Origin of the sequence: Maribellus comscasis, from assembly GCF_009762775.1 — a bacterium.
GTDB classification, from domain to species: Bacteria; Bacteroidota; Bacteroidia; order Bacteroidales; family Prolixibacteraceae; genus Draconibacterium; species Draconibacterium comscasis.
On sequence record NZ_CP046401.1, the window covers coordinates 3,847,243 to 3,872,869 of the forward strand.

The 25,627-nt window shown below is 38.5% G+C and carries 20 protein-coding genes; 4 read left to right on the forward strand and 16 right to left on the reverse strand.

Features of this window, described 5'->3' with window-relative positions; all coding sequences use genetic code 11:
- Positions 1-172: 172 nt before the first annotated feature.
- Positions 173-895 (reverse strand): AAA family ATPase, encoded by a 723-nt coding sequence (locus GM418_RS15230; protein ID WP_158867792.1) that lies wholly within the window; start codon positions 893-895, stop codon positions 173-175.
- Between the two features lie 320 nt (positions 896-1,215).
- Here GM418_RS15230 and GM418_RS15235 point away from each other — a divergent pair, with 320 nt between their 5' ends.
- The 4 genes from GM418_RS15235 (at position 1,216) to GM418_RS15250 (ending at position 6,393) form a co-directional block, all read left to right on the forward strand.
- Positions 1,216-1,560, forward strand: a complete 345-nt coding sequence (locus tag GM418_RS15235; RefSeq protein WP_158867794.1) for a hypothetical protein — start codon at positions 1,216-1,218, stop codon at positions 1,558-1,560.
- A gap of 304 nt (positions 1,561-1,864) precedes the next feature.
- Positions 1,865-3,532 carry an alpha/beta fold hydrolase gene (locus GM418_RS15240; RefSeq protein ID WP_158867796.1) on the forward strand — a complete coding sequence of 556 codons (1,668 nt, stop codon included), beginning with the start codon at positions 1,865-1,867 and terminating at the stop codon, positions 3,530-3,532.
- A 205-nt stretch (positions 3,533-3,737) separates the two neighbouring features.
- Positions 3,738-4,559 carry a hypothetical protein gene (locus GM418_RS15245; protein WP_158867798.1) on the forward strand — a complete coding sequence of 274 codons (822 nt, stop codon included), beginning with the start codon at positions 3,738-3,740 and terminating at the stop codon, positions 4,557-4,559.
- A gap of 823 nt (positions 4,560-5,382) precedes the next feature.
- A complete protein-coding gene (locus GM418_RS15250) occupies positions 5,383-6,393 on the forward strand; it encodes a glutamine synthetase beta-grasp domain-containing protein (RefSeq protein WP_158867800.1) in 1,011 nt (336 codons plus the stop codon).
- Between the two features lie 266 nt (positions 6,394-6,659).
- Here the strand turns inward: GM418_RS15250 and GM418_RS15255 are convergent, their stop codons facing one another.
- The 15 genes from GM418_RS15255 to GM418_RS15325 all read right to left on the reverse strand — a co-directional run bounded on the left by GM418_RS15255 (position 6,660) and on the right by GM418_RS15325 (position 25,600).
- Positions 6,660-8,336 carry an aryl-sulfate sulfotransferase gene (locus tag GM418_RS15255; protein ID WP_158867802.1) on the reverse strand — a complete coding sequence of 559 codons (1,677 nt, stop codon included), beginning with the start codon at positions 8,334-8,336 and terminating at the stop codon, positions 6,660-6,662.
- A 362-nt stretch (positions 8,337-8,698) separates the two neighbouring features.
- Positions 8,699-10,975, reverse strand: coding sequence for a hybrid sensor histidine kinase/response regulator (locus GM418_RS15260; RefSeq protein WP_158867804.1), 2,277 nt, complete (start codon positions 10,973-10,975; stop codon positions 8,699-8,701).
- Positions 10,976-11,088: 113 nt separating this feature from the next.
- Positions 11,089-11,295 carry an ABC transporter permease gene (locus tag GM418_RS15265; protein ID WP_158867806.1) on the reverse strand — a complete coding sequence of 69 codons (207 nt, stop codon included), beginning with the start codon at positions 11,293-11,295 and terminating at the stop codon, positions 11,089-11,091.
- Positions 11,296-11,637: 342 nt separating this feature from the next.
- Entirely contained in the window at positions 11,638-12,411 is a 774-nt protein-coding gene (locus GM418_RS15270; protein ID WP_158867808.1) for a class I SAM-dependent methyltransferase, read from the reverse strand.
- Positions 12,412-12,640: 229 nt separating this feature from the next.
- Positions 12,641-13,594 carry an alpha/beta hydrolase family protein gene (locus GM418_RS15275; RefSeq protein ID WP_158867810.1) on the reverse strand — a complete coding sequence of 318 codons (954 nt, stop codon included), beginning with the start codon at positions 13,592-13,594 and terminating at the stop codon, positions 12,641-12,643.
- A gap of 120 nt (positions 13,595-13,714) precedes the next feature.
- Positions 13,715-14,521, reverse strand: a complete 807-nt coding sequence (locus GM418_RS15280) for a helix-turn-helix domain-containing protein (protein WP_158867812.1) — start codon at positions 14,519-14,521, stop codon at positions 13,715-13,717.
- Positions 14,522-14,543: 22 nt separating this feature from the next.
- Positions 14,544-15,443 carry an oxidoreductase gene (locus tag GM418_RS15285; protein WP_158867814.1) on the reverse strand — a complete coding sequence of 300 codons (900 nt, stop codon included), beginning with the start codon at positions 15,441-15,443 and terminating at the stop codon, positions 14,544-14,546.
- A gap of 547 nt (positions 15,444-15,990) precedes the next feature.
- Positions 15,991-17,370: a TolC family protein gene (locus GM418_RS15290; RefSeq protein ID WP_158867816.1), complete on the reverse strand. Its 1,380-nt coding sequence runs from the start codon at positions 17,368-17,370 to the stop codon at positions 15,991-15,993.
- On the reverse strand, positions 17,327-20,395 hold the full coding sequence (locus GM418_RS15295) for an efflux RND transporter permease subunit (protein WP_158867818.1): 3,069 nt from the start codon (positions 20,393-20,395) through the stop codon (positions 17,327-17,329). The genes GM418_RS15290 and GM418_RS15295 overlap by 44 nt, the downstream gene beginning before the upstream one ends.
- Positions 20,396-20,399: 4 nt before the next feature.
- On the reverse strand, positions 20,400-21,512 hold the full coding sequence (locus GM418_RS15300; RefSeq protein ID WP_158867820.1) for an efflux RND transporter periplasmic adaptor subunit: 1,113 nt from the start codon (positions 21,510-21,512) through the stop codon (positions 20,400-20,402).
- A 198-nt stretch (positions 21,513-21,710) separates the two neighbouring features.
- Positions 21,711-22,718, reverse strand: coding sequence for a 3-dehydro-L-gulonate 2-dehydrogenase (gene yiaK / locus GM418_RS15305; RefSeq protein ID WP_158867822.1), 1,008 nt, complete (start codon positions 22,716-22,718; stop codon positions 21,711-21,713).
- A 2-nt stretch (positions 22,719-22,720) separates the two neighbouring features.
- Complete coding sequence (locus GM418_RS15310) at positions 22,721-23,044, reverse strand: MazG nucleotide pyrophosphohydrolase domain-containing protein (protein WP_158867824.1); 324 nt, start codon at positions 23,042-23,044, stop codon at positions 22,721-22,723.
- A gap of 6 nt (positions 23,045-23,050) precedes the next feature.
- On the reverse strand, positions 23,051-23,968 hold the full coding sequence (locus tag GM418_RS15315) for a sugar phosphate isomerase/epimerase family protein (RefSeq protein WP_158867826.1): 918 nt from the start codon (positions 23,966-23,968) through the stop codon (positions 23,051-23,053).
- Between the two features lie 49 nt (positions 23,969-24,017).
- Positions 24,018-24,734 carry an SDR family oxidoreductase gene (locus tag GM418_RS15320; protein ID WP_158867828.1) on the reverse strand — a complete coding sequence of 239 codons (717 nt, stop codon included), beginning with the start codon at positions 24,732-24,734 and terminating at the stop codon, positions 24,018-24,020.
- A 167-nt stretch (positions 24,735-24,901) separates the two neighbouring features.
- A complete protein-coding gene (locus GM418_RS15325; RefSeq protein ID WP_158867830.1) occupies positions 24,902-25,600 on the reverse strand; it encodes a response regulator transcription factor in 699 nt (232 codons plus the stop codon).
- Positions 25,601-25,627 lie beyond the last annotated feature (27 nt).

Sequence of the window (25,627 nt, forward strand, 5' to 3'; positions counted from 1 at the left end):
TTTTATATCCGTTTTCACAAAAATTACATCTGGTGCGTTAAAATACAACCTTTCTGGATATTTTTCGGCTCCTTCTCTATTTTTTGATTCAAAAATAAATTGCAAGTAATATCCGTTACAAACCAAAAACTGCAGATTTTGAGACTTACATTTTATACAAAAAATAAATCTGTCAATCCATCAAATATTTATCACGATTATTTAAAAAATCATGGTACACCTTAAAATGCTCAGTATTCTCATAATTTACTGCAGAAACCGGCATCTTATCAAAGCTGTAAATGGTGGCTTCCCGACAAGCAAGCAGAATGGGAGAATGTGTTGCCACAATAAACTGGGCATGTCCGTCTTTTGCATTTTTACTCAAAAGCTGAAGTAATTCCAACTGACTGGAAGGAGAAAGTGCTGTCTCCGGCTCGTCCAGCAGATAGAGACCTTTTAGTTTATACCGGTTTCGGAAAAACGACATCAACGACTGTCCGTGAGATTGTGTCACTAAAGATTTTCCACCGAACAATTCCAGTTGTCCCGGGTCAGTTGCGGCCCATTCTTCCAGTATGGATGCAAAATCCTTAAATATCTGCGCACCAAAAAACGAACCGGGAACCGTACCGTTAGTCCACTGTACTTTCAGGTAACGATGTAGTGATACTTCGTAACGATTATACCTGTAACGGGTATTCATTCCGGTTCTCCAGATGTAAATACCGGCTGCCGTTGCAATGGCTTCCAGTAAAGTTGATTTCCCTGAGCCATTTTCACCTGCAAACAGAGTAACCGCAGTTGGAAAATGAAGCTCTTTGGTTTCAGAAAATAAAGGTAAACTAAAAGGATAATGATCCCTGGTTGGGTATTTCTCCGTTTCGAGCTTTATACTTTTTAGGTGATATGACATAACATTTTTCGGATAGATGAGATTTTGAATTCAAACTTAGTCAAACGAAACGAATTAACCGTTCCGTTTTTAAATGAAACTTACATTAGGAAAGCCGGTAATCGCTAATTATGCGTTTTTCGCCATTGGCCGGTAATTTTCGGCAAATTTATACTGCCAGGTATTTTTATTCACCGGTATTTTCTGATTCTTACCGATAGCTCGCTCTCTTTAACAAAATATTTGTTCTATGTAACTAAAAACCGGTTCATATTTGCAGTCGTTATTAGACAATTAAACGAAAACAATTTGTAAGTAAGAAAACAGAAAATTAGAAAACAATGAAAACAAGAATTACTCAGATAGCAGCCGCAGCCTTTTTTGCTTTTCTATTAATAGCAGGCAATGCACAGGCAGACGGCAAAGATTTATCTTCAGCAAGCCTCGAAGCCATCACAGAACCAAAAATGGAAGTAGAAAATTGGATGATTAATGAAATTTACTGGAACAGAACTGATGCGGCATTTTTATTGGATTACGTTTCAGAAAGCCATCTTGAGCTCGAAAACTGGATGGTTGATGATACAGCGTGGGAAAATGTAATCGTTAATTCAGAAGAAAATGAAAAGGAAGCCGGTCTGGTAGTTGAGCCATGGATGATTAACGACAAAGTTTGGGACAAATAACAACATTACGCATTTAGAATAGTTTAGTTAGATTTAGTTTGAATTTTTAAAAGACTGCTCGTGGCAGTCTTTTTTTGTTTAAGAAAATAACAAATCAAAGAAATTATTTTTTGTATAAAACGGACGCAAAAAGGAAGACCAGGCAAGTTTCCCGGAGTTTGAAATAATTGAAAAACCTGAAAATCACACTGCATTTGAGCGATAACACTATTTGCAGATGAACCAAATCCCCATTTCCTTAAAGTTTGAACTAAACAGACAAAAAGAATGTTACTACTTAACTTACAATTTTTTTACGCTATAAATGAAGCCCACTACTCAGTACACCAAAAGCGGCCGGATTAATATTGCTTACCAGGTTTTTGGATCCGGTTCAGTAGATCTGGTTTATATTCCGGGATGGGTTTCCAATATCGACTGGATGTGGGCGTGTCCGGAGTTGGTTCTTTTCCTAAAAGAGTTGGGTAAAATTGCACGGGTTATTTTGTTTGACAAACGTGGAACAGGGCTTTCCGATCGGGTTGTGGAGCTTTCCACGTTGGAAGAACGAATGGATGATATCCGGGCAGTAATGGATGCTGTGGAGTCTGAAAGAGCCATTCTGTTTGGTCATTCTGAAGGAGGTTCTGTTTCTGCGTTGTTTGCGGCAACTTATCCCAATCGCACCATTTCACTTATTACTTTTGGAATATTTGCAAAAAGGCGTTTTGCTCCCGAATATCCATGGGCACCAACAGATAAAGAACGCCAGAAGGTCTATGATATGATTGAGAACAGTTGGGGTGGCGGCGACATGTATCTTGAATCGTTGGCCCCTTCCAAGGCCCACGACAAAACATTTATGGACTGGCTGGCCAATTATTTTCGTTCTGGAGCAAGTCCGAGTGCAGCGATGGTGCTGACCAAAATGAATACAGAAGTAGACATCATCGATATTTTAGGCTCGGTAAATGTACCTGCCCTAATCATCCAGCGAACAAACGATATTGACGTTAAAATTGAAGAAGGGCGGTTTATTGCCGAGCGGATTAAAGGCGCAAAATTTCTGGAACTGGAAGGCAGTGACCATCTGTTCTGGGTGGGAAATACAGATGAACTTCTGAAAGAAATGAAAGCATTTATTTTGAATGTAAAACCCTCAAAAAATGATGAAGAACGCCTTTTTACAGTGATTTCAGCAAAAATTCCCGTAGCTGAAAATATGCAAACAGAGCCAAAGGAACGAGTTGGTCAATTGGTGGCGCAATACCGCGGGAAGATTATCCAATACCTCCAAAATACTTTTATTGCAATTTTTGAAGGACCAAGCAAAGCTGTTCATTGTAGTATTGATATGGTGGATGCATTACAAAACATGGACTTAAAAATAAGCCTCGCCATTCACATTAAGGAAGTTGCTGTTAGTGAGCTTCATTTTGTAAGTGCTGAGACCGAAGAGCTGATGAATTCGATTCTTGAACAGGCTCAACCAAATCAAATATTAATTACTCAAACCGTAAAGTATTTACTGTCGGGGGCAGGGCTAAATATCACCTCTCACCAGTCAATTTTTAAACCAACACCAGCCGATATTTTACTGTTTAGCGTTTCTGATGATTTAAGAACGGAAACACCTCCCGGAAAACGCTTATTGAACAGTCATCCGCATAATGAATCATTTATTGAAAATGTATTGCAAAGTATTGACGCTCATTTGAGCGATGAGCTTTTTGGTGTTGAAATGCTCTGTAAAGATATCGGCATCAGCGATCGCCAATTGCAGCGAAAATTAAAAGCCATTACCAATAAATCACCCATTCAGTTAATTTCCTCCGTGCGTTTGCATCGCGCAAAGGAACTACTCCACGAAAACAAGTACAACATTGCTGAAGTTGCCTACCTTACCGGTTTTGCTAATCCCTCTTATTTCTCAAAATCTTTTAAAAAAGAGTTTGGACTAAGTTCTTCGACTCTGGTCCAAAAACAAAACTGATATTTCCCTATTGTCTCAGGGATCTTATTTGTGTTTAATAATAAAAGACAAAAATGTCGGAAATATTATCACATTTGGCGGATTTGTGCTAATCCTGTGATACTGTTTGCATATACTTTTGTGTCCTTAGAAAACAAATGACAATCTTTAATTGTGAACAGAACTTTTTTTCTAAAAACTTTTATTAACTCTTAATATTAAAATCATGAACAATTATCGCAATTATTTTAGCTCTTTAGGCTTAGCAATTTTATCAGCAATCGTTCTTTTCGCTTGTGACAAGGATGATGATGATGTTATTGAAGAAAACGAAAACAAAACGGGTGTGCAGGTCGTTGCTAACGGCAACCTCGGAAACATTCTGACGGATCAGAAAAACCAGTCGCTGTATTTTTTTGCAGGCGATGTTGGCGGAGTAAGCAGTTGCAACGGAGGTTGTGCTACCACCTGGCCTCCTTTTACTGGTGATGTATACAATCTGGAATTGAGTTCAAGCCTGGACAGATCCGATTTTAATACAATTACCCGTGAAGACGGGCAGGAGCAACTTACTTTTAAAGGATGGCCGCTGTACTATTTTTCTCCTGAAGCGGACGGGGTTTTGGAAGCACCCGGCGAAACCTCCGGTGAAGGAAGAGGTGGAGTATTTCACATTGCAAAACCAGACTATACTGTTTTGGTAGGAAGTCAGGCTGTTTCAGAAGGTGAAGAGCCTCTGTTGTATTTGGTTGATGACAAGGGTGTGAGCTTGTATCATTCCATCAACGATGATGAAAACTTTAGCAATTGTGCCGGTGGATGTGCAGAAGTCTGGCCTCCTTTTGATCCTTCAGGGAATATCGTGGTTCCCTCAACGCTAAACATCAACGATTTTAATACGATTTACAGAGAGGATGATCTGGGAAATCAGTTAACCACCCAGGGAAGTCCGCTCTACTATTTTAGCCCCGATGAACAGGTACCAGGCAACGTTTTAGGACAAGGTGGCGCCAACGAAACCTTTTTTGTAGTTGAGCAGCCACAATAATTCCACGATTCAACCAGCTAAACCAGCAAGTTGAGTAGCCAGGTATTACCCGGCTACTTTTTTTTGTTTTGCACGGTCTGTTTGATAAATTTTTTCCTCCTTTCAGAAAAAGGCTTCTGTATATTGAATTATAACTGGTCCGGATATTCAAACGATTACATAATCATTGAAACAAAAAACTCCCCGGCCTCACCGGGGAGCAAAGATTTGTAAACGATCTTATTCTTCGTTTAACAAACCAAACCATGTTATTATTTCTAAGCAAGAGATTGTTTTTTGTTTCTTTTACGAGTATACTTCCGAACCAACTATGGTGCCTTTATTGTGCCATTATTTAAATCAATACTTTACAAAAATGCCATAAGTTACCGGTGTCTAAAAAATAGACACTTTGTGTATGATTTATTGTCAAAGGCCCGGTCTCAGCTCCTTTTTTTTCATATAAGAATAGCCTGCAACTACTATTTATGACTCCGCAAAAGATAATTTCAATAACTCTAAATCTCTTCTGAAGTCAGTTAATAAAGGGATTAGTTACATAAGCATGTCGGGAAAGTTATATTGGATTAATAATTAAAGATTCGATTGTATGAAATAGACATGAGTTCGGCGGGTTTGTTCTACTGCACCATCTCTTCACCATCTATTTTTGCATCATAAACAATTAAAGATATTTAAGTATGAAAACATTGATTCAAAACACAGTAAGTGAAAGACCCAGGTCGAGCCTGGGCTACATTTGGAGTACAAGAAGAAGACACCGTCAGTTTATAGTGCTCTGATTGGAATTTAAACGATTTATTAATTTTTAAACATTCAAAACATGAAAACTTACAAATGCGAATACCTTTGGTTGGATGGTTATAAACCGGAACCTAACCTGAGAAGTAAAACAAAAGTTCTGGACTTAAACGAATCACCATTGCTTGACAACCTGCCTCTTTGGTCGTTCGACGGCAGTTCAACTTTGCAGGCTGAAGGAAACTTCTCTGACTGTATTCTAAAGCCGGTTAAGGTGTATAACGACGCCGGACGTGACAACGGATATCTTGTCATGTGTGAAGTGCTTAAGCCCGACCAAACTCCTCACATAAGCAACAACAGGGCAAACTACGAGGATGATACCGAGTTCTGGTTTGGATTTGAACAGGAATATGTCATCAAAAAGAACGGCCTTCCGCTTGGTTTTCCCAAAGAAGGTTACCCCGAACCCCAGGGAAAGTATTATTGTGCTGTTGGAAAACAAAATGTTACAGCAAGAGATTTTGTTGAAGAGCATTTAGCATTGTGTTTGGCATGTGGCCTTAAAATTACAGGAATAAATGCCGAAGTTATGATAGGTCAGTGGGAATTTCAGTTGCTGGCGAAAGGAGCAAAAAATGCTGCAGACGATTTATGGGTAGCCCGCTATTTGTTAATGCGTGTGGCCGAAAAATACGATGTAGAAATCGATTTTCATCCAAAACCAATAAAAGGTGACTGGAATGGTTCGGGATTACACACCAACTTTTCTAATGAAAGGATGAGAACAAACGGAGGGAAAGCATATTTTGAAATGATTTTGAAAAATATGAAAGAAAATCATGAAGACCACATTAAGTACTACGGTTCTATGAACAACGAGCGTCTTACAGGTCTCCATGAAACGCAGGCTATAGACCGTTTTTCTTATGGAGTAAGTGATCGCGGAGCATCAATCCGGATTCCCTTGTCCACAATCGAAAACGGATGGAAAGGCTATTTGGAAGACAGACGGCCGGCATCCAATGCATGCCCGTATCAGGTTGTCTCAAAATTAGTGAAAACCGTATCCGTAGAGGCTATGGCTGTATAAAAGTAGCGGGGGATTAAAAAAAGGGGCTGTCCAATTTACTTTTGAGACGGCCTCTTTCTTTTTTACCGGGTTCTCTCCATCCCGGGGAGAGGCAAAATGAGTTGCTCTTATTGCAGTGTTTCTATTGGAGTAATCGCGATATACGACTTCACTCTATTCATAGCGAAGGGCTTCTGCCGGATTGGGCGGCGCTGCCCGGCAATTAATCCCGCTAGTTATTATGGGAACTGCCCGGACTGCGGCTGAAATACCCCTTGCCCCGTGTATTACATGTTGCTTTTGTTAACGTTGGTTATTTCAATACATTCTGCTCCAAAAAGAGTCCATCCTACTTTGCTATCACTTGTTAAAGGATGCAATTGCATTTCCCATACAACTTTTGGCTTTTCAGTATGGGTGTATTCCCGGACCATGGTCCACTGACGGAATTTTCCCCGGTTCCACCATGTCATTTGATCAAAATAATTTGAATCAAGTAAAGCACCGTAACAGGCCAGTATATTTCCGGTTTCAGGCAATTCGCTTACTCTTCCCATGGCAATACTGAAGACCAAATCTTCTCCGTCATTTTCGGTGCTCCATACTTTTTCCACCGTTTTATCCTTTTCGTTTATTTTATATTCCACGATATAACTTGGGCAATCTTTAATCGGACTAGTTTCTTTAAATGGGCGGGCTTTAAAATTGTTGTTGTTAAAAAACAACAGATTACCGTTCTCAGTAAATCTGGGAGAGTGCTGATGCCAGTTCCATCCGTCTTTGGGGATTTCCAGTAACTTGTCTTCCAGTTCTTTGTTCCACCCGCTTGGTTCTGCAAATATCCAATCAATGTTTCCTGTACTTTTATTTACTTTTATCATCGCGCTTTGATGTCGGAAATTCACCAAAAAAGCATCTTCACCGGGAAGTGGTATTACAGCGTTTGCATGGCTCCAATCCACAGAACCGGGATATCCCCTTCGGGCCCAATAATCGTTAAACGTCTCATAACCGATTCTCCAAACAGGCATTTTATCAAAAGCGCTCCAGGAATAAACAACTTTACCCTCAGGGTTAAATTCAACAACAACATCACCGATCACTTTTTGCTTCTTTCGGGGAGCATTTTTATCTGCTTCGCTTGTATAATAGTTGTCTATCTCCCGGGCTTCTGTGCTTAAAACCAGTCTGTTGCCGTTTGGAAGAAAAGACACATCGTGGTGAAACGTTTGCGCTTCTACCGGAATAGCATCTGTTTCTCCTTTCTGGGGGCGATTAACAGCATACCATTCATTGATTATGTTTCCAGCCAGGTCAATCACAGCAATGCGGTTATCTTGTGTGATATATGATATATTCCCGTCTGGTAACCTGTCAAAATCACTTATCCGGGAATTGGTTTGATAGTACCAAAGCACTTCTCCGCTTTGATTAATTATAACAAGCATTCCAAATATCTGATTGAACCTGTTTGAGCCTTCCTGGGCTATTGGCAATCGTCTGCGGGGATTAAACAAAATAAGTTCATCGTTACTTTTCTTCAGGTTTTTTGTAATCTCAATTTTTGGAAATAATTTATCATCAGCAGGTAAAGCAGGTGTTTTAAAGGAGAGTTCTTTATTTGAATAATACTCTTTGCCATTTTTATCTTTTAACCTGAAATCAATTTTCAGTTTTTTATTGGCCGTCATCAGCATAAGTAAATATCCGGTTTCTTTCTTTTCCTCTTTGCGATAGCACAATTCAGAAATTTGTCCATCCTCATCGAGCGAAATAAACACACTGTCGTAATCTTGGGGCGTTTCAAAATCAAGGTACGCTGTAAGCGGAACCGACTCATTTGGATTGTTTTTTATGACGGGAGCAACTGAAAAGGTCAGTTGTTGATTTTCTGAGCACGAAAATAACACCGCCAATACTACGGCAAATAGTATATTTAATAATTTGTTTCTCTTGGTTATCATATTTATTTTTATTGCGTCTAATTCTGCGACTTCAGCTTATTCAACATTGAGTTACGCAACAGTACGAAACTCCATATCTGGCATTTTGTACCTTAAAGATACGTCAGGCCATTTGTTATTATATAGTTTAATAGCATTTTTTTACAGCACATTTAGCATCAATATTTGAAAAGGAAGACCTGCGGGGATCGAGTTTATTTTTTAGCATTCAATTAACCCGCTCTTCTATTGCAATTTCACGACAACTGTTTTCTTTAGTCATGCTGATTTATTTCACGTATTTTTTTAGTTTAATTGTATAGCTGAGATTGCAAATCTGCGGCAGTGAAGGGGGGAGAAAAGTAGTTGTTGCTACCCAAAAATCATTTCACAATCAAGTCCATTAGCTTGTTTACTTGTAATGGTTTTGAAATGTATTCGTTACAACCTGAGCGCAGGGCTTCTAATTTGTCTTCAATTGACGCATAGGCGGTTTGAGCAATTATTTTTATTGATTTATTTCTTTTGCGGATTTGTTTTGTCACTTCCATTCCATTGATGTCCGGCAGTTTAATGTCCATTAGAATGATGTCGAAGAATTTGTCGTTTTCGTATTGTAACGCCTGGCTTCCGCTTACGGCGATTGTTAATTTATGATTTGTTTGATTGAACATCGTTTTGATGTATTCATTATTGATTGGATCATCTTCTACAACTAAAATCTCTAATGACCTATCGTCTGTCTTTTCATTTAAATCGGCATCTTCCTCTTCCTGATTCGCTTTTTTGTATGGCATAGTAAAACAAAAAGTACTACCCACATCGGGTGTCGACTCAAGCCATACTTCGCCACCCAGAAAATCTACAATTCCTTTAACAATTGAAAGGCCTAAGCCTGTACCCCCGGTTTCAATTGTTAATCTGTTTTCCGATTGCACAAATCGTTCAAAAACACGTTCCTGTTTGTCTTTCGGAATACCAATACCTGTATCGCTCACTGAAAACAAAAGCATTTTATTTTCGTGCGCTATGCATTTCAGTTCAATTTTTCCTTTCTCAGTAAATTTAAAAGCATTGTTTAAAAGATTGGAAAGGACTTGTCTGAGTTTGCCAATATCTATTTTTACCCACTCTTTTTCTGATACACAAGCGCAATCGAACTGCAATTCTATATGTGCCTTATCAGTTTGCAGCTTGCGTACGTTATATAATTCTGTTAGTTCAAACAGTTCATTGTATAAAACACACTGTTCTTCATAAATTGAGACCTGCCCTGATTCGATTTTAGAAATATCAAGAATATCATCTACAATAACCAACAAATCATTTCCCCGTTTATTGATAATATGTGCGAATTTTTTTGTCTCCTTATCATCATAATCACTTTTTTCCATCAAATCAGCAAAGCCTATAATCGCATTTAACGGAGTGCGAATCTCGTGGCTCATATTGTTCAAAAAAGCTGTCTTCAACCGGTCGTTCTCTTCTGCTTTTTGCCGGGCTTTTCGAATTTCCTCGGTTCGTTGCCTTACTTCGTATTCAAGGTTGTTGTTCAGATCTTTAAGATTTTTTTTAGCAATAAGCTCATTTACTCTTATTTTCGTAGCACCATATGCAAGTCCTGCAGAAATTAAAATAAAGAAAAGCAGAATGATATTTCTCTCGGTTTTTACAGGAGTTGTTTGTGCCTGTAAAGTAGCATTGTCAATATAAGAAACAAGTTTCCAGAAACCTACCTGGTCTCTCACAATATTTACAGTCTCTTGTTCATCTTTTTCAGAAATATATTGAAGACTATCTTCGCGAACAGGATACACCGTTTGATAGGTGAATAGTCCCGATTTATTTTGAAACTGACCTTTTTCGTTGTTTTGTATTGCTGTCCACTCTGCATTAAAACTATCCTGAAATCGTTGATTTTTCAGGCTATCATACATAAAACTCCATTCAACTGACGGGTCTCGGTCATTTTGTATCCAATAACCGTTTTGGTTCAATATCATATAATAGTCTGATGGTTTTAATTCATTAACCGACGAAAGAATATTCTGACCTAAATAATTGATTAAAACAACTCCCGAGAATTGACCGCTGCTGTCGATTATTGGGGTTCCAATTCGTAACATCGGTTTTATGGGTTGTTCAATTTTTCCGTATTCTATATTTAAATCAAAAGGTGAAATATAAATATCATCATCGTTTAACTTCGAGAGTTCTTTAAAGTAGTAGCGGTGGCTTTTATTCTGAAGATGATTTTCATCAACGATTTTTACACTGTCTTCGCTAAAATTTACCCTTATCACCTCATTGCCATTTGCACTCAACAGTCTTAGTTGATCATAAAGACGGTGTTTCCCGATGGAAAATGCTTTGAAATCATTTTCTAACCTTTCTTTTTCTATTCCGGAATTCTGATAACCGTTAACGGGTTCGCCACTGGTTTTTATATGTTCCTTTAAAAGCAGTAAATTATCAATAACCCCTCCCAATGTTTCTTCGATCACTGTTTGCTGTAATTTCAGATTATGAGTTTCACGGGTTTTGATTTCGTTTAGGCGGGTGTCTGTTTTAAAATTATAAAATAGAATCAGTGGTACTGCAAACAGTCCTGTTAGAACGATAAAACTAATCACCAAATGATAACCGAAATATCTTTTCATGACGGGCAACATTTTTAATAAGAAACCGGTAACTTGGGAAAAGGTTGAAATTTATTACTACCGGCCAGATATTTGCCGGTAATTTGAAAAAAAGGTTTGGGGTGAAATTCTAATTATTCATATCTTAAAGCTTCAACAGGATTTCGAGTAGCCGCCCGCCAACTTTGCCAACTGACCGTTAATAATGCAATTCCCAAAGCCAGCATTCCTGCCAATGCAAGAATCCACCAACTTAAAGTGGTTTTATAAGCAAAGCTTTCGAGCCATTTATTCATAGCATAATATGCAATTGGGCAGGCAATTATAAAAGCTATTGCCACCCATTTTTAAAGTCTTTGTTTAGCATTGTAAGTATTTCCGATACTTTTGCTCCGCTTACTTTGCGTATGCCAATTTCTGTTCGCTAACTGTAACTTGTATGATTAGTAGCAGATTGCATTGTACTTTTCTTTTCTGTCAAACCGCAACGCAGTTTGAGCCGGCTACAAACCTTTAATTTTACCACATCGCCTTCCATTACTTATACAAAGTGTTATCGGCTGGCATTTTTCCAATTGTCATTTCACTAAATTATTAAAAAACCTTTCGTGCGTAAAAGCTAACACACGAAAGGAATTTTACATTTTAATCCAACTGCAAATTTACAGCAGGTTCACCATCGTTTAAATCTTCTTTCCAATATAAAACATATAACCGTAATATGCTTTGTATTTGTAATATAACTCTGCTTCATATTGCTGAGAGGCTACAAATTCTTCTACGGTTTTGTTGCCGTTATATTTTTTCAGAAAAGATTCACGTTTCAATATTTGCGAAGAATAATAATCTGTCCAAATTTTCTCTGGTAAGATATAAGTGGCAATCGGAAGATAACCTGCCTTTTGCATTTGAGCAACTTTATTCGGAATAGTATCAATTTCAGGATAAATTTCCTGCCAAAAATTTTGAATTTCAGCAGGTCGTTCTTCAGTAAACCAGGTATTTTCTGTAACTGCGATATATCCGCCTTGTTTCAAAAATTTTCTCCATTTCTTTAATCCTTTTTCAAATCCCATATGATAAATTGCTCCTTCTGACCAAATCAAATCAAATTCCTCTTCTTGAAATGGAAGGTTCTCCATATTACCAACAATGCCTTTCACTTTATCCTGAAGATTTTTATTTTGGGCATTTTGGTTGAATTGATCAATAAAACCGTGCCAGGCATCAATACCGATAATTTCACACGGTGTGTGTGCTCCTAATACCATTGTTTGACCACCTGTTCCACAGCCAATATCAGCAATTTTGGACTTTTCGGTAAGACCGTCTATAAAACTCAACGCTTTAAGGGTTTCGTCTATATTTCCGGGGCCTTGTCTTTCTGTGCTTGAAAAATATTCATAAATGATGTTTAAATCAAAATCGTGAATTGTATGTTTTTCGTTATTACTCATTACATTAATTTTAACACATACTTTTCATTTTAGAGTATGCTTGTTATACTTTAGTTATATTAATAGAAAAATTGCTCGAAAGAAAGATTCGAGAATAAACGAAAAGGACAATCTACACAAGAAGTGTAAATTGTTTACAATACAATATCCAAATTGTTATTTAACATGGTGCAAATTTATGAAAAATAAATCTGTTATTATCTATGTTTTGCAATGTTTAGCGTCACAATTATTGGATTGCCGCATTGTTAGGGTTAGTTTTTATCCACTTAATTGCACTTTCAGACATTTTTTTATAGTTGTGACCTATATTTTTTACTGTGTCTATTGCCCAGTTAAATTCCCAGTTGTTTTTATTTCCTAATTCCTTATTTGCATTATAAAAATTTGTTCCACGTTCCAACCTATGTGCTCCTTGTTCCATTGCCAAATCCGTTGTTCTAAAAGTCCCTAAACTTGGGTCGTTATCCAATTCTCCCAAAAGAATAATCAATCTTTTTTTGTAAGATTTTTGCAAATCTGTTTCTGTGTTTTTGATACCATACGGAAATTCAAGGTTCTCGTTTGGAAGACTGTAAAATCCGGAATTTGCCGCGATAGCTGTTCCAATTCTCGATTCGGGCATCAACATTACCATTCTATGTACAAATTGTCCGCCAGCTGAATGACCAAAAATGTCGTACTGCTCGTTTGTAATATTATTAACCGATTTAATGTGGTCAAATATGTTTTCAACGACTGTGTATGCCCATTCACTTTTCGGGTTTTTGGTTCCAAAAAAGGTAAATAAATTTCCCTCTTGATAGTCGTTCGTTGTATATCTTGAAAACTTATTTTCGAATTCAGGTGCTATTATTAGTAGGTTATTTTTATTGGCTAATTCAACCCATGCGTTTAGATAGTCATCTGCATTTCGCCCACCGCCGTGCATAACGAAAACTATTTTGTCTTTGTTGTTCCAATTTTCAGGTTTGTAAGTCCATACCTTAATTGATTTTCTCTCACTATCTTTATAAGCGTGGATAACAAAAGAGTCTATTCCTACATTAATTTTACTGGTTGCTGTGATTTCAGATCCTTTTGGAAGAACATAGAGGTAAATGTAACCCGCAACTGAAAGAAGTAAAAGAATGGAAAATGTATATAAAATTACCTTTTTAAATATTCTAAAAAATTTGTTCATTTATTCGCTTTTTTGTTTGCTCAAATCTAAACATTCTTGATTAACGGCCTAATTTTTTATTTCCGAAACGAGAATTCGCAGTTGGCATACCACCAAACCCCGGCCTGCAATATGCAAAATCTATCGGCTGGTTTTTTTCTTATTATCTATTACTTCACTTGGTGAATGTCCAAATCGTTTTTTATATGCATACGAAAAGTGGGACAGGTTTTCAAAGCCCAGGTTAAGATAGATGTCAGATGCCTTTTGATTTTTCTCCTCAATAAGGAAATGAGCCTCCTCCAATCTTTTTTGAACCAACCATTTACCGGGTGAGGTTTTAAATGTGTTTTCAAAGTCACGTTTGAATGCTGATAAGCTTCTTCCGGTTAAGAAAGCAAAGCGCTCTATGCTTACATTAAATCTGTAATTACCGTTCATAAACTTTTCCAGATCTATTTTTTGAGGGAACCCAAAATCAAAAAACAGTCCGGCAAATTCAGGTTGATTTTGTAGAAGAATGATTAATAATTCCTCATATTTCACATTCCTGAACGCATCGTTCGGATTGCCTAACGAGTTATAATAGAACTCAAGTGAACGAATGAAATAAGGGATTGCTTTGGTTTCTTTTATTCTTACAAACGTATCTGCAGCGTAAAAGTCCTTTTCCTGTATCTTGTATTTATCCTGAAACGATTTTATAAAATCCTCTTCATAGATAAAGGCAACATAGTCAAATTCATTCGTACGCCTTTCTTTGATGTATCGTGCAAGTCTGTTTTTTCTTGCTATGAAGTATTCACCTGACTTGAATGTGAATGTTTTGTCTCCGTCAAAAAATCGCAATATCCCTTTTTTTACATATAGAAAAATGTGCGATGAAATAAATTGCTCTTGCCATATATCAGGGCTTTTACCGGTCGAGTTTTCTCCTGTTGAGTTCATTGATAAACTTATTTGTTTTCTGCTATACTGGAAAGTGAATTTCCGTAATTTGTTCAGCCAAATTCCAAAGCCGTTTAGCAACTGTTTTATCCAAAGCGTTTTCTTTAATACTTGTCAAAGTTGGATAGCCTCTGTATCCATCCTCATCGGGCTCATATAAATTACCACCAGTCGCATCGTTTGAAACTGCAGCATATAAAGATGGTAAAGCCCCCTGCCATGGCTCCATAAATTCGCCCAAACGTTCAATCCCCGCCTGGATAGCTTCTTCGCTCAAATGGCGTGTCAATTCAGTTTTGTTTGCCCCGGGCTGTGCTGCAATGGAAAGCACTTTTTCTCCTTTTTCCGTAATTCTACGGTGCAATTCAATTGAAAATATTAAGTCTGCCAATTTGCTCTGCCTGTATTCACGCAAAGGTTCATAGTTTATTTCAGATTTTAAATTATCAAAATCAATTACCGCGGTTTGATACCCGTTACTGCTAACGGTTACTATTCGTGAATTCGGGGTTGATTGAAGTAAGGGATATAAATGTCCTGTAAGCGCAAAATGTCCTAGAAAGTTCACGCCAAATTGCAATTCATATCCTTCCTTCGTTTTTGATGCCGGAGGCATTGACACACCGGCATTGTTAATCAGTATGTCCAGCTGATGGTGATTTTGAATAAAGTCTTCTGAGAATCGCTGAACAGAATCTAAATCTGATAAGTCCAGTATAGCACTTTCCAATTGACCTTTCCCATTTGTTTTTTGTAATTCAGCCAGCGCATCTTTTGCACGTTTGGGATCTCTGCAGGCAAGCATCACATTTGCACCAGCTTTGTATAAAGCAAGGGCTGTTTCATAGCCAATACCAACATTTGCACCTGTTACTATTACTGTTTTTCCGGTTTGATCCGGAATATTGTTTATTGTCCACATAGTGTTCTGTTTTTTACTGTTTCTATTCTGATACAAAGATTAGCATATAAAAAACAAAATGGTTTGCTGTAAAGCCCAAAGTTAGTTTGTTGAAAAGTCCAAAGGTTTAATTAATTTAGTGATTGTTCTATATTTAAACTTGCCGATAACAATCATTTATTTTAAAACCAAGGAGTTTTTTTCCGGTCTGTAAATTTGGCACGAGGGATATCTTTTTGTAAAAAACTGTTCAATCTCCCGCCGTTAGCCGGTTTTGGAAATATTGCAAAGAGGGATAGAACCATCCTGTGGCGGGATACAATGATTCTATCTATGGATAGAACGATAATATCCCTGGATAGAATGACAATATCCAACGCGGGCAAGACCATATCCCTGGATAGCGTGATGATATCCTGAGATAGCATGATCATATCCCGGTTTTACGTGGTAAAACAGCGTTTTTTTGTGCTAAAAACAGGGATAGCATGATCATATCTCTGGCTACAACGAGCATATCCCGGGATAGAATGCTCATATCCCGGGGCCGAACACTGCTATCCTGAATTTATGCGTAATCCATAATTTTACCGGAAATCTGGAGCAGTGAAATTTCAGCCAGTTTTGTTTGATATTTTATCGAGATTAAACGTTGTTCGGCATCAAGCAAACTTTTTTGAACCTCGCGAAGTTCTATTCCGGAAAGGCTTCCCAGTTTATATCTTTCCAAAGCAATTTCAAGGTTTTCACGCGCAACTTCCAGGTTTTGTTCTTCCATTTGTACCAAACGAAGATTGTTCTCGTAGGCATAATACACGGTAAGTAATTCCGCTTTAATATCCTGTTCTACTTCGCGGAGTTGTATCACCTTGTTTTTGACGTCAATTTGTGCATTTGCTTTTTCCCTGCGCCGGTTATTCCCGTCAAAAATATCCATACTTAAATTCAGCCCGTAGTTAAATGCCCGGGATTGCTGGTTACTTATGGCAAGCGTTCCGTAATCGCTTATTGAACCTGTTCCATACCCGCGATAAGTGTAGGTATAGCCTGAAGACAAATACAGGTAGGGATAAGCCCGCGATGCTATAATTTTATAATCGAGTTCAGAAATGGTCTGATTTTTTCTTGCGATTTGAAGACCGGTGTTAAAATTCATCGTTGCATCAAGCAACTCGTTGTATACAAGATCAGGATTAAATATGATGGAAGAATCTTTTACACCGATAAGTTCTTCCAGGTTTTCCACCGCCATCAGCTTTTTTAAGCGTATTTCCGATTCAAGAATCGCTTCGTTCTGTCTGGCTAAATTTGAACTGTCGGCATTAAGATAAACAATCGACTGAAGCAGTTCAAGTTTTGAAGAGGCTCCGAGCAAATAACGTTCTTCATCTATTCTGGCCCGCTCTCTCGACAATGAAACAGCATATTCCATATTTTTGAAATAGTTTATCTGCTGGATGTAATAGTAGTATTCAGCGGCAATTTGGGCAACCAGATTTTCGATGGACATTTGGGTATTGAGTTCTCCCATTTTTTTTAACTCGTTCAATTTCTGATAGCTTGTTTTTACATTAAAACCGTCGAATATTGTCATGTTAAAGTTTAGTCCAGCCGATCCTGTTGTATTGTAAATACCACTTGACACCCGTTCCGAACCATCATTCATATTTTGAGTAGTAGTAGTCAAATTTGCTCCATACCGGTTTGTCGTTGTAATAGTTGGTAAATAACCGGCATTTCCCCGGGTTACATTGTTTTCGGCAATTTCTTCCTGGTTTCGAACGATTTTTACCGCATAGTTTTGTTCAAGGCTGGTTGTTATACAACGACTCAAATCATAGATTTCCTGCGCTTTGTTGTGCTGGAAAACAAATATAAAAAACAGAAGAATGATTGTTGTTTTTTTAATGATATGCCGGTTTGTTTTTTTCAGGACTTTTTGATTCATCTTTGATAGATTTTGTTTCACTTGAAATAAATAAGTAAATTCCTGGTACTACATACAATGTAAGGAATGTTGAAATGGTTAATCCGCCAACAACGGCAATACCCATTGCAACACGGCTTTGTGCTCCCTCTCCCAATCCCATTGCCAAAGGAAGAATTCCTAAAACAGTTGATAAACTGGTCATTAAAATTGGCCGGAATCTGGCAGCAGATGCAAATTTGATGGCATCAAATTTACTCATGCCGGCTTCTTTGCGCTGGTTGGCAAATTCAACAATCAAAATACCATTTTTCGACACCAGACCAATCAGCATGATGATACCAATCTGGCTAAAAATATTCATCGTAACATTAAAGTACCACATAAAAAACATCGCTCCGGTAAGGGCTAATGGTACGGTCATCATTACAATAATCGGGTCTTTAAAACTTTCAAACTGTGCCGAAAGTACAAGGAAAATTAAAACAATCGCCAAAAGGAACGCAAACATCAAACTCGATGAGCTTTCCATAAAATCTTTGGAGTCACCCGCCAACGCTGTTCTAAAGGTGTCATCAAGAACTTCCGCTGCAATTTTATCCATTTCTGCCAGTCCTTCACTAATGGTTCGGCCTTCAGCCAAACCTGAAGAAACCGTTGCCGACACAAATCGGTTGTAGCGGTACAATTGTGGAGGGGCGGTTGATTCTTTCAGGGAAACAAAATTATCGAGTTGAACCATTTCACCACTGTTGTTCCGAACATACAGCGACTTTAAATCAAGTGGTTTATTTCTGTCCTGCCGGGCGAGTTCTCCCAAAATCTGATATTGTTTTCCGTTCATTATAAAGTAGCCAAATCGTTGTCCGCTGAGCGCCAACTGGAGTGTCTGGCCAATATTTTGAGTTGATACTCCCAACAAATTGGCTTTGTCGCGGTCAATCTCTATTTGAAGTTCAGGCTTTGTAAATTTTAGGTTTACATCTGCCATTTCAAAAATGGGGTTGTCCTGAACTTTTGCCATAAATTCGGGTAATATTTCCCGAAGTTTCTCGATGGTGGGCGCTTGTAAAACGTACTGAATAGGCAAGCCGGCCCTTCGCCCTCCAAATGTAGATTGCTGGATAACGCTGGCTCTGGCCTTTGTCATCTTTCGCAATTCTGCTGTTAACTGGGCTGCTATTTCCTGTTGAGAACGTTCTCTTTCGGAGGGATCGACCAATACAATCCGGACAAACGCCCAGCTTCCCCTTACCATCGCGGTTACTTTCTCAGCCTCAGGCACAAGCCTGTTAACGACATCGTTAACTTCCTCTACATAGTCAAAATTATATTCGTAGGTAGAGCCCTCCGGAGTTGTGATGTTAATGTTTAACTGAGAACGGTCTTCCATTGGTGCCATCTCAGCCGGAATAATTTTCCATAAAAAATAAATAAATACACCGGAAGAGAGAAGGATAATTAATGAGATATATTTTTTCTTTAAAAATGAATTTAAAGAGTTTTGATAGGTATTGTTAAGTTTTACAAAAAACTTTTCAGAGGCGTTGTAAGCTTTACTTCTTTTGTGTCTGGTTTTCAGGATTTTTGTTGAAAGCATGGGGGTGAGCGTCAAAGCTACAAACGACGAAATACCTACAGCACCTGCGATTACAATGCTAAATTCCCGGAAAAGGCGACCTGTCATTCCTTCCAGAAAAACGATGGGGAAAAATACTGCAATAAGTGTAATTGTTGTTGCAATAATTGCAAAGAAAATTTCATTGGCACCTTTAATTCCTGCTTCCCGCGGCGACATTCCCTGTTCAATCTTTACATATATATTTTCCATCATCACAATGGCATCATCAACCACAAGGCCAATGGAAAGTACAATGGCCAGTAAGGTTAAAACATTTATTGTAAAACCAGCGATGTACATGATAAAAAATGAACCAACCAACGAAACCGGGATTACCAGTATGGGCAGAACGGTTGTCCTCCAGTCGCGAAGGAACACAAAAATAATAACCACAACCAAAAAGAAAGCCAGGTAAATGGTGGTTTGAACTTCTTTGATGGAAGTCCGAATGTAATCGGTATTGTCAAAGCCAATTTCAATCTCAACATCGTCGGGTAAATCTTTTTTGATGTATTCGAGTCTGTCGTAAACATCATCAACAATGTCGATATGATTGGCGCCGGGCTGTGGGATAATAACGGTACCTACCATCGGAATCCCGTTCATTTTCATAATTCCCCGGATGTCTTCAGGGCCAATTTCGGCACGGCCAATATCACGGACTCTTATCAACTGTTCACCCGACTGTTTTAAAATAAGGCTGTTAAACTCTTCGGCAGTTGTCATTAATCCAAGTGCGCGGATGGTCAATTCCGTGGAGTTACCTTCAATACTTCCTGCAGGAAGTTCAACGTTTTCGCGCAAAATAGCATTCCGCACGTCAAGCGGAGTCATTTGGTAGCCCGCCAGTTTTACCGGATCGAGCCAAATGCGCATCGCATATCTTTTGTCGCCCCAAATGCTTATTGAACTCACTCCTGAAATAGTTTGCAGCTGTTCTTTAAAAGTTAATTCTGCAATCTCCGAAAGTTCGAGGAGTGAACGTTTGGCACTTTTAACGGCGATAAACATAATGGGGCTGGCATCTGCATCAGCTTTTGATACCGTTGGAGGATCACAGTCACGGGGTAAATACCGCTGTGCTTGTGAAACTTTATCACGCACATCGTTGGCAGCTGTCTCCAAATCAACAGAAAGTTCGAATTCAACTGTTACCCTGCTGCTTCCCTGGCTACTCGAACTGGTTAATGTCCTGATTCCCGGTATTCCGTTAATAGATTGCTCTAAAGGCTCTGTAATCTGGGTTTCGATAACATCGGAGTTGGCTCCCGGATACGATGTCCTTACCGAAATAATCGGCGGGTCTACACTTGGAAACTCCCTTACCCCGAGGTAGGTCATTCCAATAGCCCCAAAGAGTAATATAACCAGCGAAAATACGGTGGCCAACACCGGTCGTTTTATACTTAATGACGATAGACTCATGATGTTACAAAACTGTATTTTGATTGGTTATTAAGGTATCGAGTTGAACAGGAAGGCTTTCCCTTAATTGAAGAGTTGCGGTGGTAAGCAAGGTGTCGCCAAAATTCAGCCCCTTTTTAATTTGAATATGAGATTCAGTGCGAAGGCCAATTACAACATTTCTTTGTTCAGCTTTACCATTTTTTAAAATAAATACTTTTTCTCCGTCCATTTCGGGAATAACCGCTTCGGTTGGAATTGAGACAGTATTTTCAATTTGCGAAAGTTTAACCGTAACACTTGCATATCGTCCGGGTTTTAGTTCTTCATTTTTATTTGGGTAAAGTGCTCTTAATACAATAGTTCGCGTTTCCAGTTCAACTTTGGGTTCTATAGCGTAAACTTTAGCCCGAAATTCTTCGGTAAAACCGTCAACATTAAAAGAAATGGGATACCCGGGATTTACTTCGCCTGCATAACGTTCCGGGATAGAAAATTCGATTTTCAACGGACTTACTTTTACAAGTCGTACAATTTTGGTTTGTGTGGTTGCTATTGCACCTTCACTTATCATCCGCAAACCAACAATGCCGTCAAACGGTGCCCTGAGTTCGGTTTCGGCTATCCGTGCTTCAATTAATTTGATATCGGCCTGAAGAGCTTGCAACTCTGTAGAAATCTGATCATAGCTTTCGCGGCTGATGGCATCGCGGTCAAGCAACTGGCGCTGCCTGAATTCTTTTTCTTCTGTAAGTTTCAACTGTGCCTGAAGTTTTAACAATTGCGCCTGTAATGGCCTGTCGTTTATTTTCGCCAGTAAATCACCTTTTTTTACTCGGGTTCCTTCATCAAAATAAATTCCTACAATTTTACCTGATGTTTCAAAGGATAACTCAACTTCTTCATCCGGTAAAAGCGAACCAACGGCTTTTCGTAGTTCACTCATTTCAGTAGGAACCAACACATAACCACTTGCCATTAAAGGTTGATTGGCTCTGCTGCCTGCCATCCGCATACTGCTTTGAGCGTTTTCTTCTTTTGATAACAATGGTTTGAGTTTAGGGTACAGAATTATTCCCCCCATTACAAGAATCAATAAAACTGTTATTGAAATCCTGAAAATCTTTTTTGTTGCCACAATTTGTTGTTTTTCTTAAAAAATTCGGTTACTAAATAGTGTTTGACTAGTGCAAGGTTAAAAAGTTAAATGACAAATGTTAAAAAAAAACGCCATTAACAATTCATTTAGTTTTTATGTCGGAAATTTGGATTTAATTTTACAAGTTCCGGTTAAAATGCTGTCGTTGTTTGGTGATTAGGTTCTCAAATTGTAGGGTTATAATTTGGTAATTGTTTGCCATATTGACAGGTTTACCGGTATTCCTTTTTTTAAGTTTTCTTCTCTGGTTTTTTTTATCCTTTCGCCGGGGTATCGGATTTTGTTCGTCTCATTTTCCGAAATCGAAGTTTTAAAATCATTGATGATATCATTGATTGATTTTTCAATGGCGGGATAATTCTGTAAATTTTTTAAATCGATGGCAATAAAAACCTGCGAAACCGCATGTTCAATCTCGTGCTTACTGATTTCGTGTGTAGCTTTTCCGGCGGATAAAATGGCTGCAAAAATATCGAGCAATAATGACAGACCAGCTCCTTTCCAATATCCTATGGGAAGCGCCCTTCCGGTTTCTAAAATTTCACCCGGTATTTTTGTGAGTTCTCCCTTTTTATTAAATCCGCCATCAAAGGGCAGGTTTTTTCCTTCCAGTTGAGAAGCTTCCATTTTCCCGTAGGAAAATTGTGTCATGGAAAAATCGAGAACAATAGCACTTTCTCCGTAAGGCACAGCAAAAACCAGTGGATTGTTTCCCAGTTTGCTGTCTGCAGCGCCCCATGCCGGCATGTTGGCAATTGTGTTTGTCCAGGCAATAAATGCAAATCCATTTTTTGCTGCCTGCCAGCCATACAGTCCGGCACGCATCCAATGGTTGGTATTCCCCAATGCAATACATCCTATGGTGTTTTTTGAAGCTACTTCCATTGCCCGTTTGGAGCATATTTCTGCATTAATGGGCCCCGGTCCTGAATTTCCATTCCATTGCTCCAGGGCTCCGGTGGCATTTGCGAGTTCCGCAATTGCATCAACCCTTATAAAACCTTGTCGGATGTAATCGATAAAACGAGGAAAGCGATAAACGCCGTGCGAATAAACTCCTTCCAGGCTGTTGGTGGTAAAAATATCTGCACATTTTTCAGCTTTTGATTCTTCAAAACTGTACTTCAGCAAAACCCGTTTAAAAACCGATTTCATTTTATCAAAAGATATCCTTACTTGTTCCATATTTAAATTGACTTCCAGGTTCGAAGTTTATTTTTTTCTTCTTTTTTTAGGAATGCCGTCTCCATGTCTATTCCTTTCCGGTTGGCAATGGCGCAGATATAGATAAAAATATCGGCCAGTTCGTCACCGATTTCCGAAAAATGAGAATGCTCATCAACAGCCAGGCCTTCCGATTTTCGAATGGCTTTAAAAAGTTCACCGATTTCCTCACCCAAAAGAAGACATTTGTCGAGAACTGTTTGTTGGGAAAAACCCCGTTCAGCTTCAAGCTCTGAAACATATTGCTGAAAGTTTTTTAAAGTCGCTTTTTGTGGTAATTCCGGCATAACTTTTTATTCTGATTCAACAATGTCGAGTGCATTTTTTACTTTTTCAAGAAGAACCGGTACTTTTTTGAAAGGATCGCCTTCACCCAATGTTTCCAACGGGAGATATCCGCGGTACCCCGACTCTTTTATTATTCTGAACAGTTTTACAAAGTCGGTCGGAGTTTCCTCTCCGTTTATCCAAACATTTTCTTTGATCTGCCATGTGACGGCATATTTTGTATTTCGTTCAATTTCTTTATAGGGATCGTTTTGCCTGTAACTTCCAATATCAAGATTTAATCCCAGCCATTCTGAATTTACGCTGTTAAAAATCCGATCGACATCGTCAGCCGTTTTTATAAAATCGTTGTGGTTTTGAAGTGCAACAATAACGCCGTAGTCTTTGGCAAAACTGCAACATGTTTTTAAATCTTCAGCCATCCAGTCAAATACCTGGTCGCGCGAAAAACCTTCGTGGGGATTTGTGCCGGAAAAAACCCGAATGTTTGGAATTCCCATTTTTGCCGCCGCCTGAATCCATTCTTTTATCATTTTGATATCCGCATCGCGACTTTTTTTGTCGGGATGGGCAAAATCGTTTCGCACTCCTGTGCCACTAATGTCCAGTCCGAGTAAAAAAGCATCCCGTTTAAATTTTGTCATAAAATCATTCGGGGGAACCTCGGGATATGCAGGAAAATAGTATCCTGTCGGATCGATAGCATCGAAGTTGTATTTGGCGCAAAAATGAAGCACATCAAATAAATCAATCTTTCCATCGCGCAGTGGTTGGTTGAAAGAATATACATTCAGGCTGATTTTAAATTTGTGCCCGTATTTTTTGTTTACTGATTTTGAGTTTGACGCGAATAGATTTAATCCGGAGGCTGCAAATGGCACCGCCATCATTGTTTTTACAAAATTTCTGCGAGATGGTTTCATTTTTCCAGGTTTAGATTATAACGATTGAAGATAAGAAATAATCCTAAATTTAATGGATGCTTTTAGGGGCATCTACAACAATTTCTTTAACACTTGCTCCCGGTGACAGGCTCAACAGCCATTTTATAGTTTCAAAAATATCTTCGGGCTGGATCATTTCTTCCGGTTCAGCAGGTGTCCCTGCTTCATAGGCCATCCGTGTGTTTACCCAGCTCGGACAAATGGCGGTTACTTTTATTCCCTGTGGTGTGAGCTCGCGGTATAATGACTGACTCAAGCCAACAAAACCAAATTTTGAAGCTACATAACCTGCATTTCCGGCAAATCCGATTACTCCGGCGCGGGAAGAGATGTTAAAGATATAGCCCGTTTTTTGTATTTTCATTACCGGAACAACTTCCTGTAAAATCACAAATTGCGCAGTGAGATTGACATCGAGTAACGATTTAAATTTTTCTTCAGACAGCGACAGCGAACCATCAAAGAAAATACCGGCGTTGTTTACCAGTACATCAATCTGTCCGGTTTCTTTCACTATTTTTTTTATGGTTTCAGTTATTTGCTGGCTGTTACTGATATCCAATTGATAAACGAATGGTTCAGGAGAAGAGAAATCTTGAATTTCCCGGGCTACTTTTTCCAAATCATTCAGGCTTCTTCCCGTTAAAACAACCCGGTATCCTGTTTTTGCCAATCCAATAGCGATGGCTTTCCCAATTCCACGGGAGGCTCCTGTAATAAGTGCAACTTTTTGTTTTTCTTTCATTGTTTCTTTGTGGTATTTGACCTAAAGATAAAAAAAGGCAACGGAAATATTCAAACAACAGGTGCCTCAACCCGAACAAAGTGTGTGTAAAAATGAAATAGCTGTTCTCTTATTTTTTCTTTTAGCGCAAACAGTATGATTCCTGAAAAAGATATGTTATGGGAATGTCAGGAAGGAGTTTTTACCTCCAGCAAGAAACCACTTCCGTGGATATTTTTGATTTCGATATTTGGATCTTCAGACAAATATTTTCGAAGTTTAGTAATAAACACATCCATACTGCGCGCTGTAAAATAACCATCGTCGCCCCATATTTTTTGCAAGGCGTTTTCACGGGGAAGCAATTCATTTTTATTTTGGCAAAGTAGCTTTAGCAAATCCGATTCTTTGGGAGACAGTTTTTGTTTTATACCCTTCCGTTCAATGTGTCTCAATTTTGAATCAAAACGGTAGGACCCAATTTCAAAAAGAACATCGTTGTTTACCGGAGTTGTTGATTGTCGCTTGATAATTGCCTGAATTTTACACAACAAAACTTCAGTGTCGAAAGGTTTGGTGATATAATCGTCGGCTCCTACATTGTACCCTTTTAAAATATCTTCTTTTAAGGTTTTGGCTGTCAGAAAAACCATTGGAATATCCTTATTCATTTTTCGAATTTCAGTCCCGATCGTAAAACCGTCGATATTTGGAAGCATCACATCCAAAATACAAATATGATATTCATTTTCACGGAATTTTTCCATTGCCAGTTTTCCGTCGTCAACCCAGGCAACATTGTAGTCGTTTAGTTCGAGATAGGATTTTAAAACCGCCCCAAAACTTAAATCGTCTTCCACGAGGAATATGTTGTATTGCTGATCCATTTTATATTAAAATCAAAAAATCAGGTT

Excerpts from the sequence above, each read along its gene's own strand:
- GM418_RS15235 (WP_158867794.1), top strand. The coding sequence starts at position 1,216 with ATGAAAACAAGAATTACTCAGATAGCAGCCGCAGCCTTTTTTGCTTTT.
- GM418_RS15325 (WP_158867830.1), bottom strand. The coding sequence starts at position 25,600 with ATGGATCAGCAATACAACATATTCCTCGTGGAAGACGATTTAAGTTTT.
- GM418_RS15310 (WP_158867824.1), bottom strand. The coding sequence starts at position 23,044 with ATGCCGGAATTACCACAAAAAGCGACTTTAAAAAACTTTCAGCAATAT.
- GM418_RS15280 (WP_158867812.1), bottom strand. The coding sequence starts at position 14,521 with ATGAACTCAACAGGAGAAAACTCGACCGGTAAAAGCCCTGATATATGG.
- GM418_RS15245 (WP_158867798.1), top strand. The coding sequence starts at position 3,738 with ATGAACAATTATCGCAATTATTTTAGCTCTTTAGGCTTAGCAATTTTA.
- GM418_RS15260 (WP_158867804.1), bottom strand. The coding sequence starts at position 10,975 with ATGAAAAGATATTTCGGTTATCATTTGGTGATTAGTTTTATCGTTCTA.
- GM418_RS15315 (WP_158867826.1), bottom strand. The coding sequence starts at position 23,968 with ATGAAACCATCTCGCAGAAATTTTGTAAAAACAATGATGGCGGTGCCA.
- GM418_RS15285 (WP_158867814.1), bottom strand. The coding sequence starts at position 15,443 with ATGTGGACAATAAACAATATTCCGGATCAAACCGGAAAAACAGTAATA.
- GM418_RS15270 (WP_158867808.1), bottom strand. The coding sequence starts at position 12,411 with ATGAGTAATAACGAAAAACATACAATTCACGATTTTGATTTAAACATC.
- GM418_RS15255 (WP_158867802.1), bottom strand. The coding sequence starts at position 8,336 with ATGATAACCAAGAGAAACAAATTATTAAATATACTATTTGCCGTAGTA.
- GM418_RS15230 (WP_158867792.1), bottom strand. The coding sequence starts at position 895 with ATGTCATATCACCTAAAAAGTATAAAGCTCGAAACGGAGAAATACCCA.
- GM418_RS15290 (WP_158867816.1), bottom strand. The coding sequence starts at position 17,370 with ATGAATCAAAAAGTCCTGAAAAAAACAAACCGGCATATCATTAAAAAA.
- GM418_RS15250 (WP_158867800.1), top strand. The coding sequence starts at position 5,383 with ATGAAAACTTACAAATGCGAATACCTTTGGTTGGATGGTTATAAACCG.
- GM418_RS15295 (WP_158867818.1), bottom strand. The coding sequence starts at position 20,395 with ATGAGTCTATCGTCATTAAGTATAAAACGACCGGTGTTGGCCACCGTA.
- yiaK (WP_158867822.1), bottom strand. The coding sequence starts at position 22,718 with ATGGAACAAGTAAGGATATCTTTTGATAAAATGAAATCGGTTTTTAAA.
- GM418_RS15320 (WP_158867828.1), bottom strand. The coding sequence starts at position 24,734 with ATGAAAGAAAAACAAAAAGTTGCACTTATTACAGGAGCCTCCCGTGGA.
- GM418_RS15275 (WP_158867810.1), bottom strand. The coding sequence starts at position 13,594 with ATGAACAAATTTTTTAGAATATTTAAAAAGGTAATTTTATATACATTT.
- GM418_RS15240 (WP_158867796.1), top strand. The coding sequence starts at position 1,865 with ATGAAGCCCACTACTCAGTACACCAAAAGCGGCCGGATTAATATTGCT.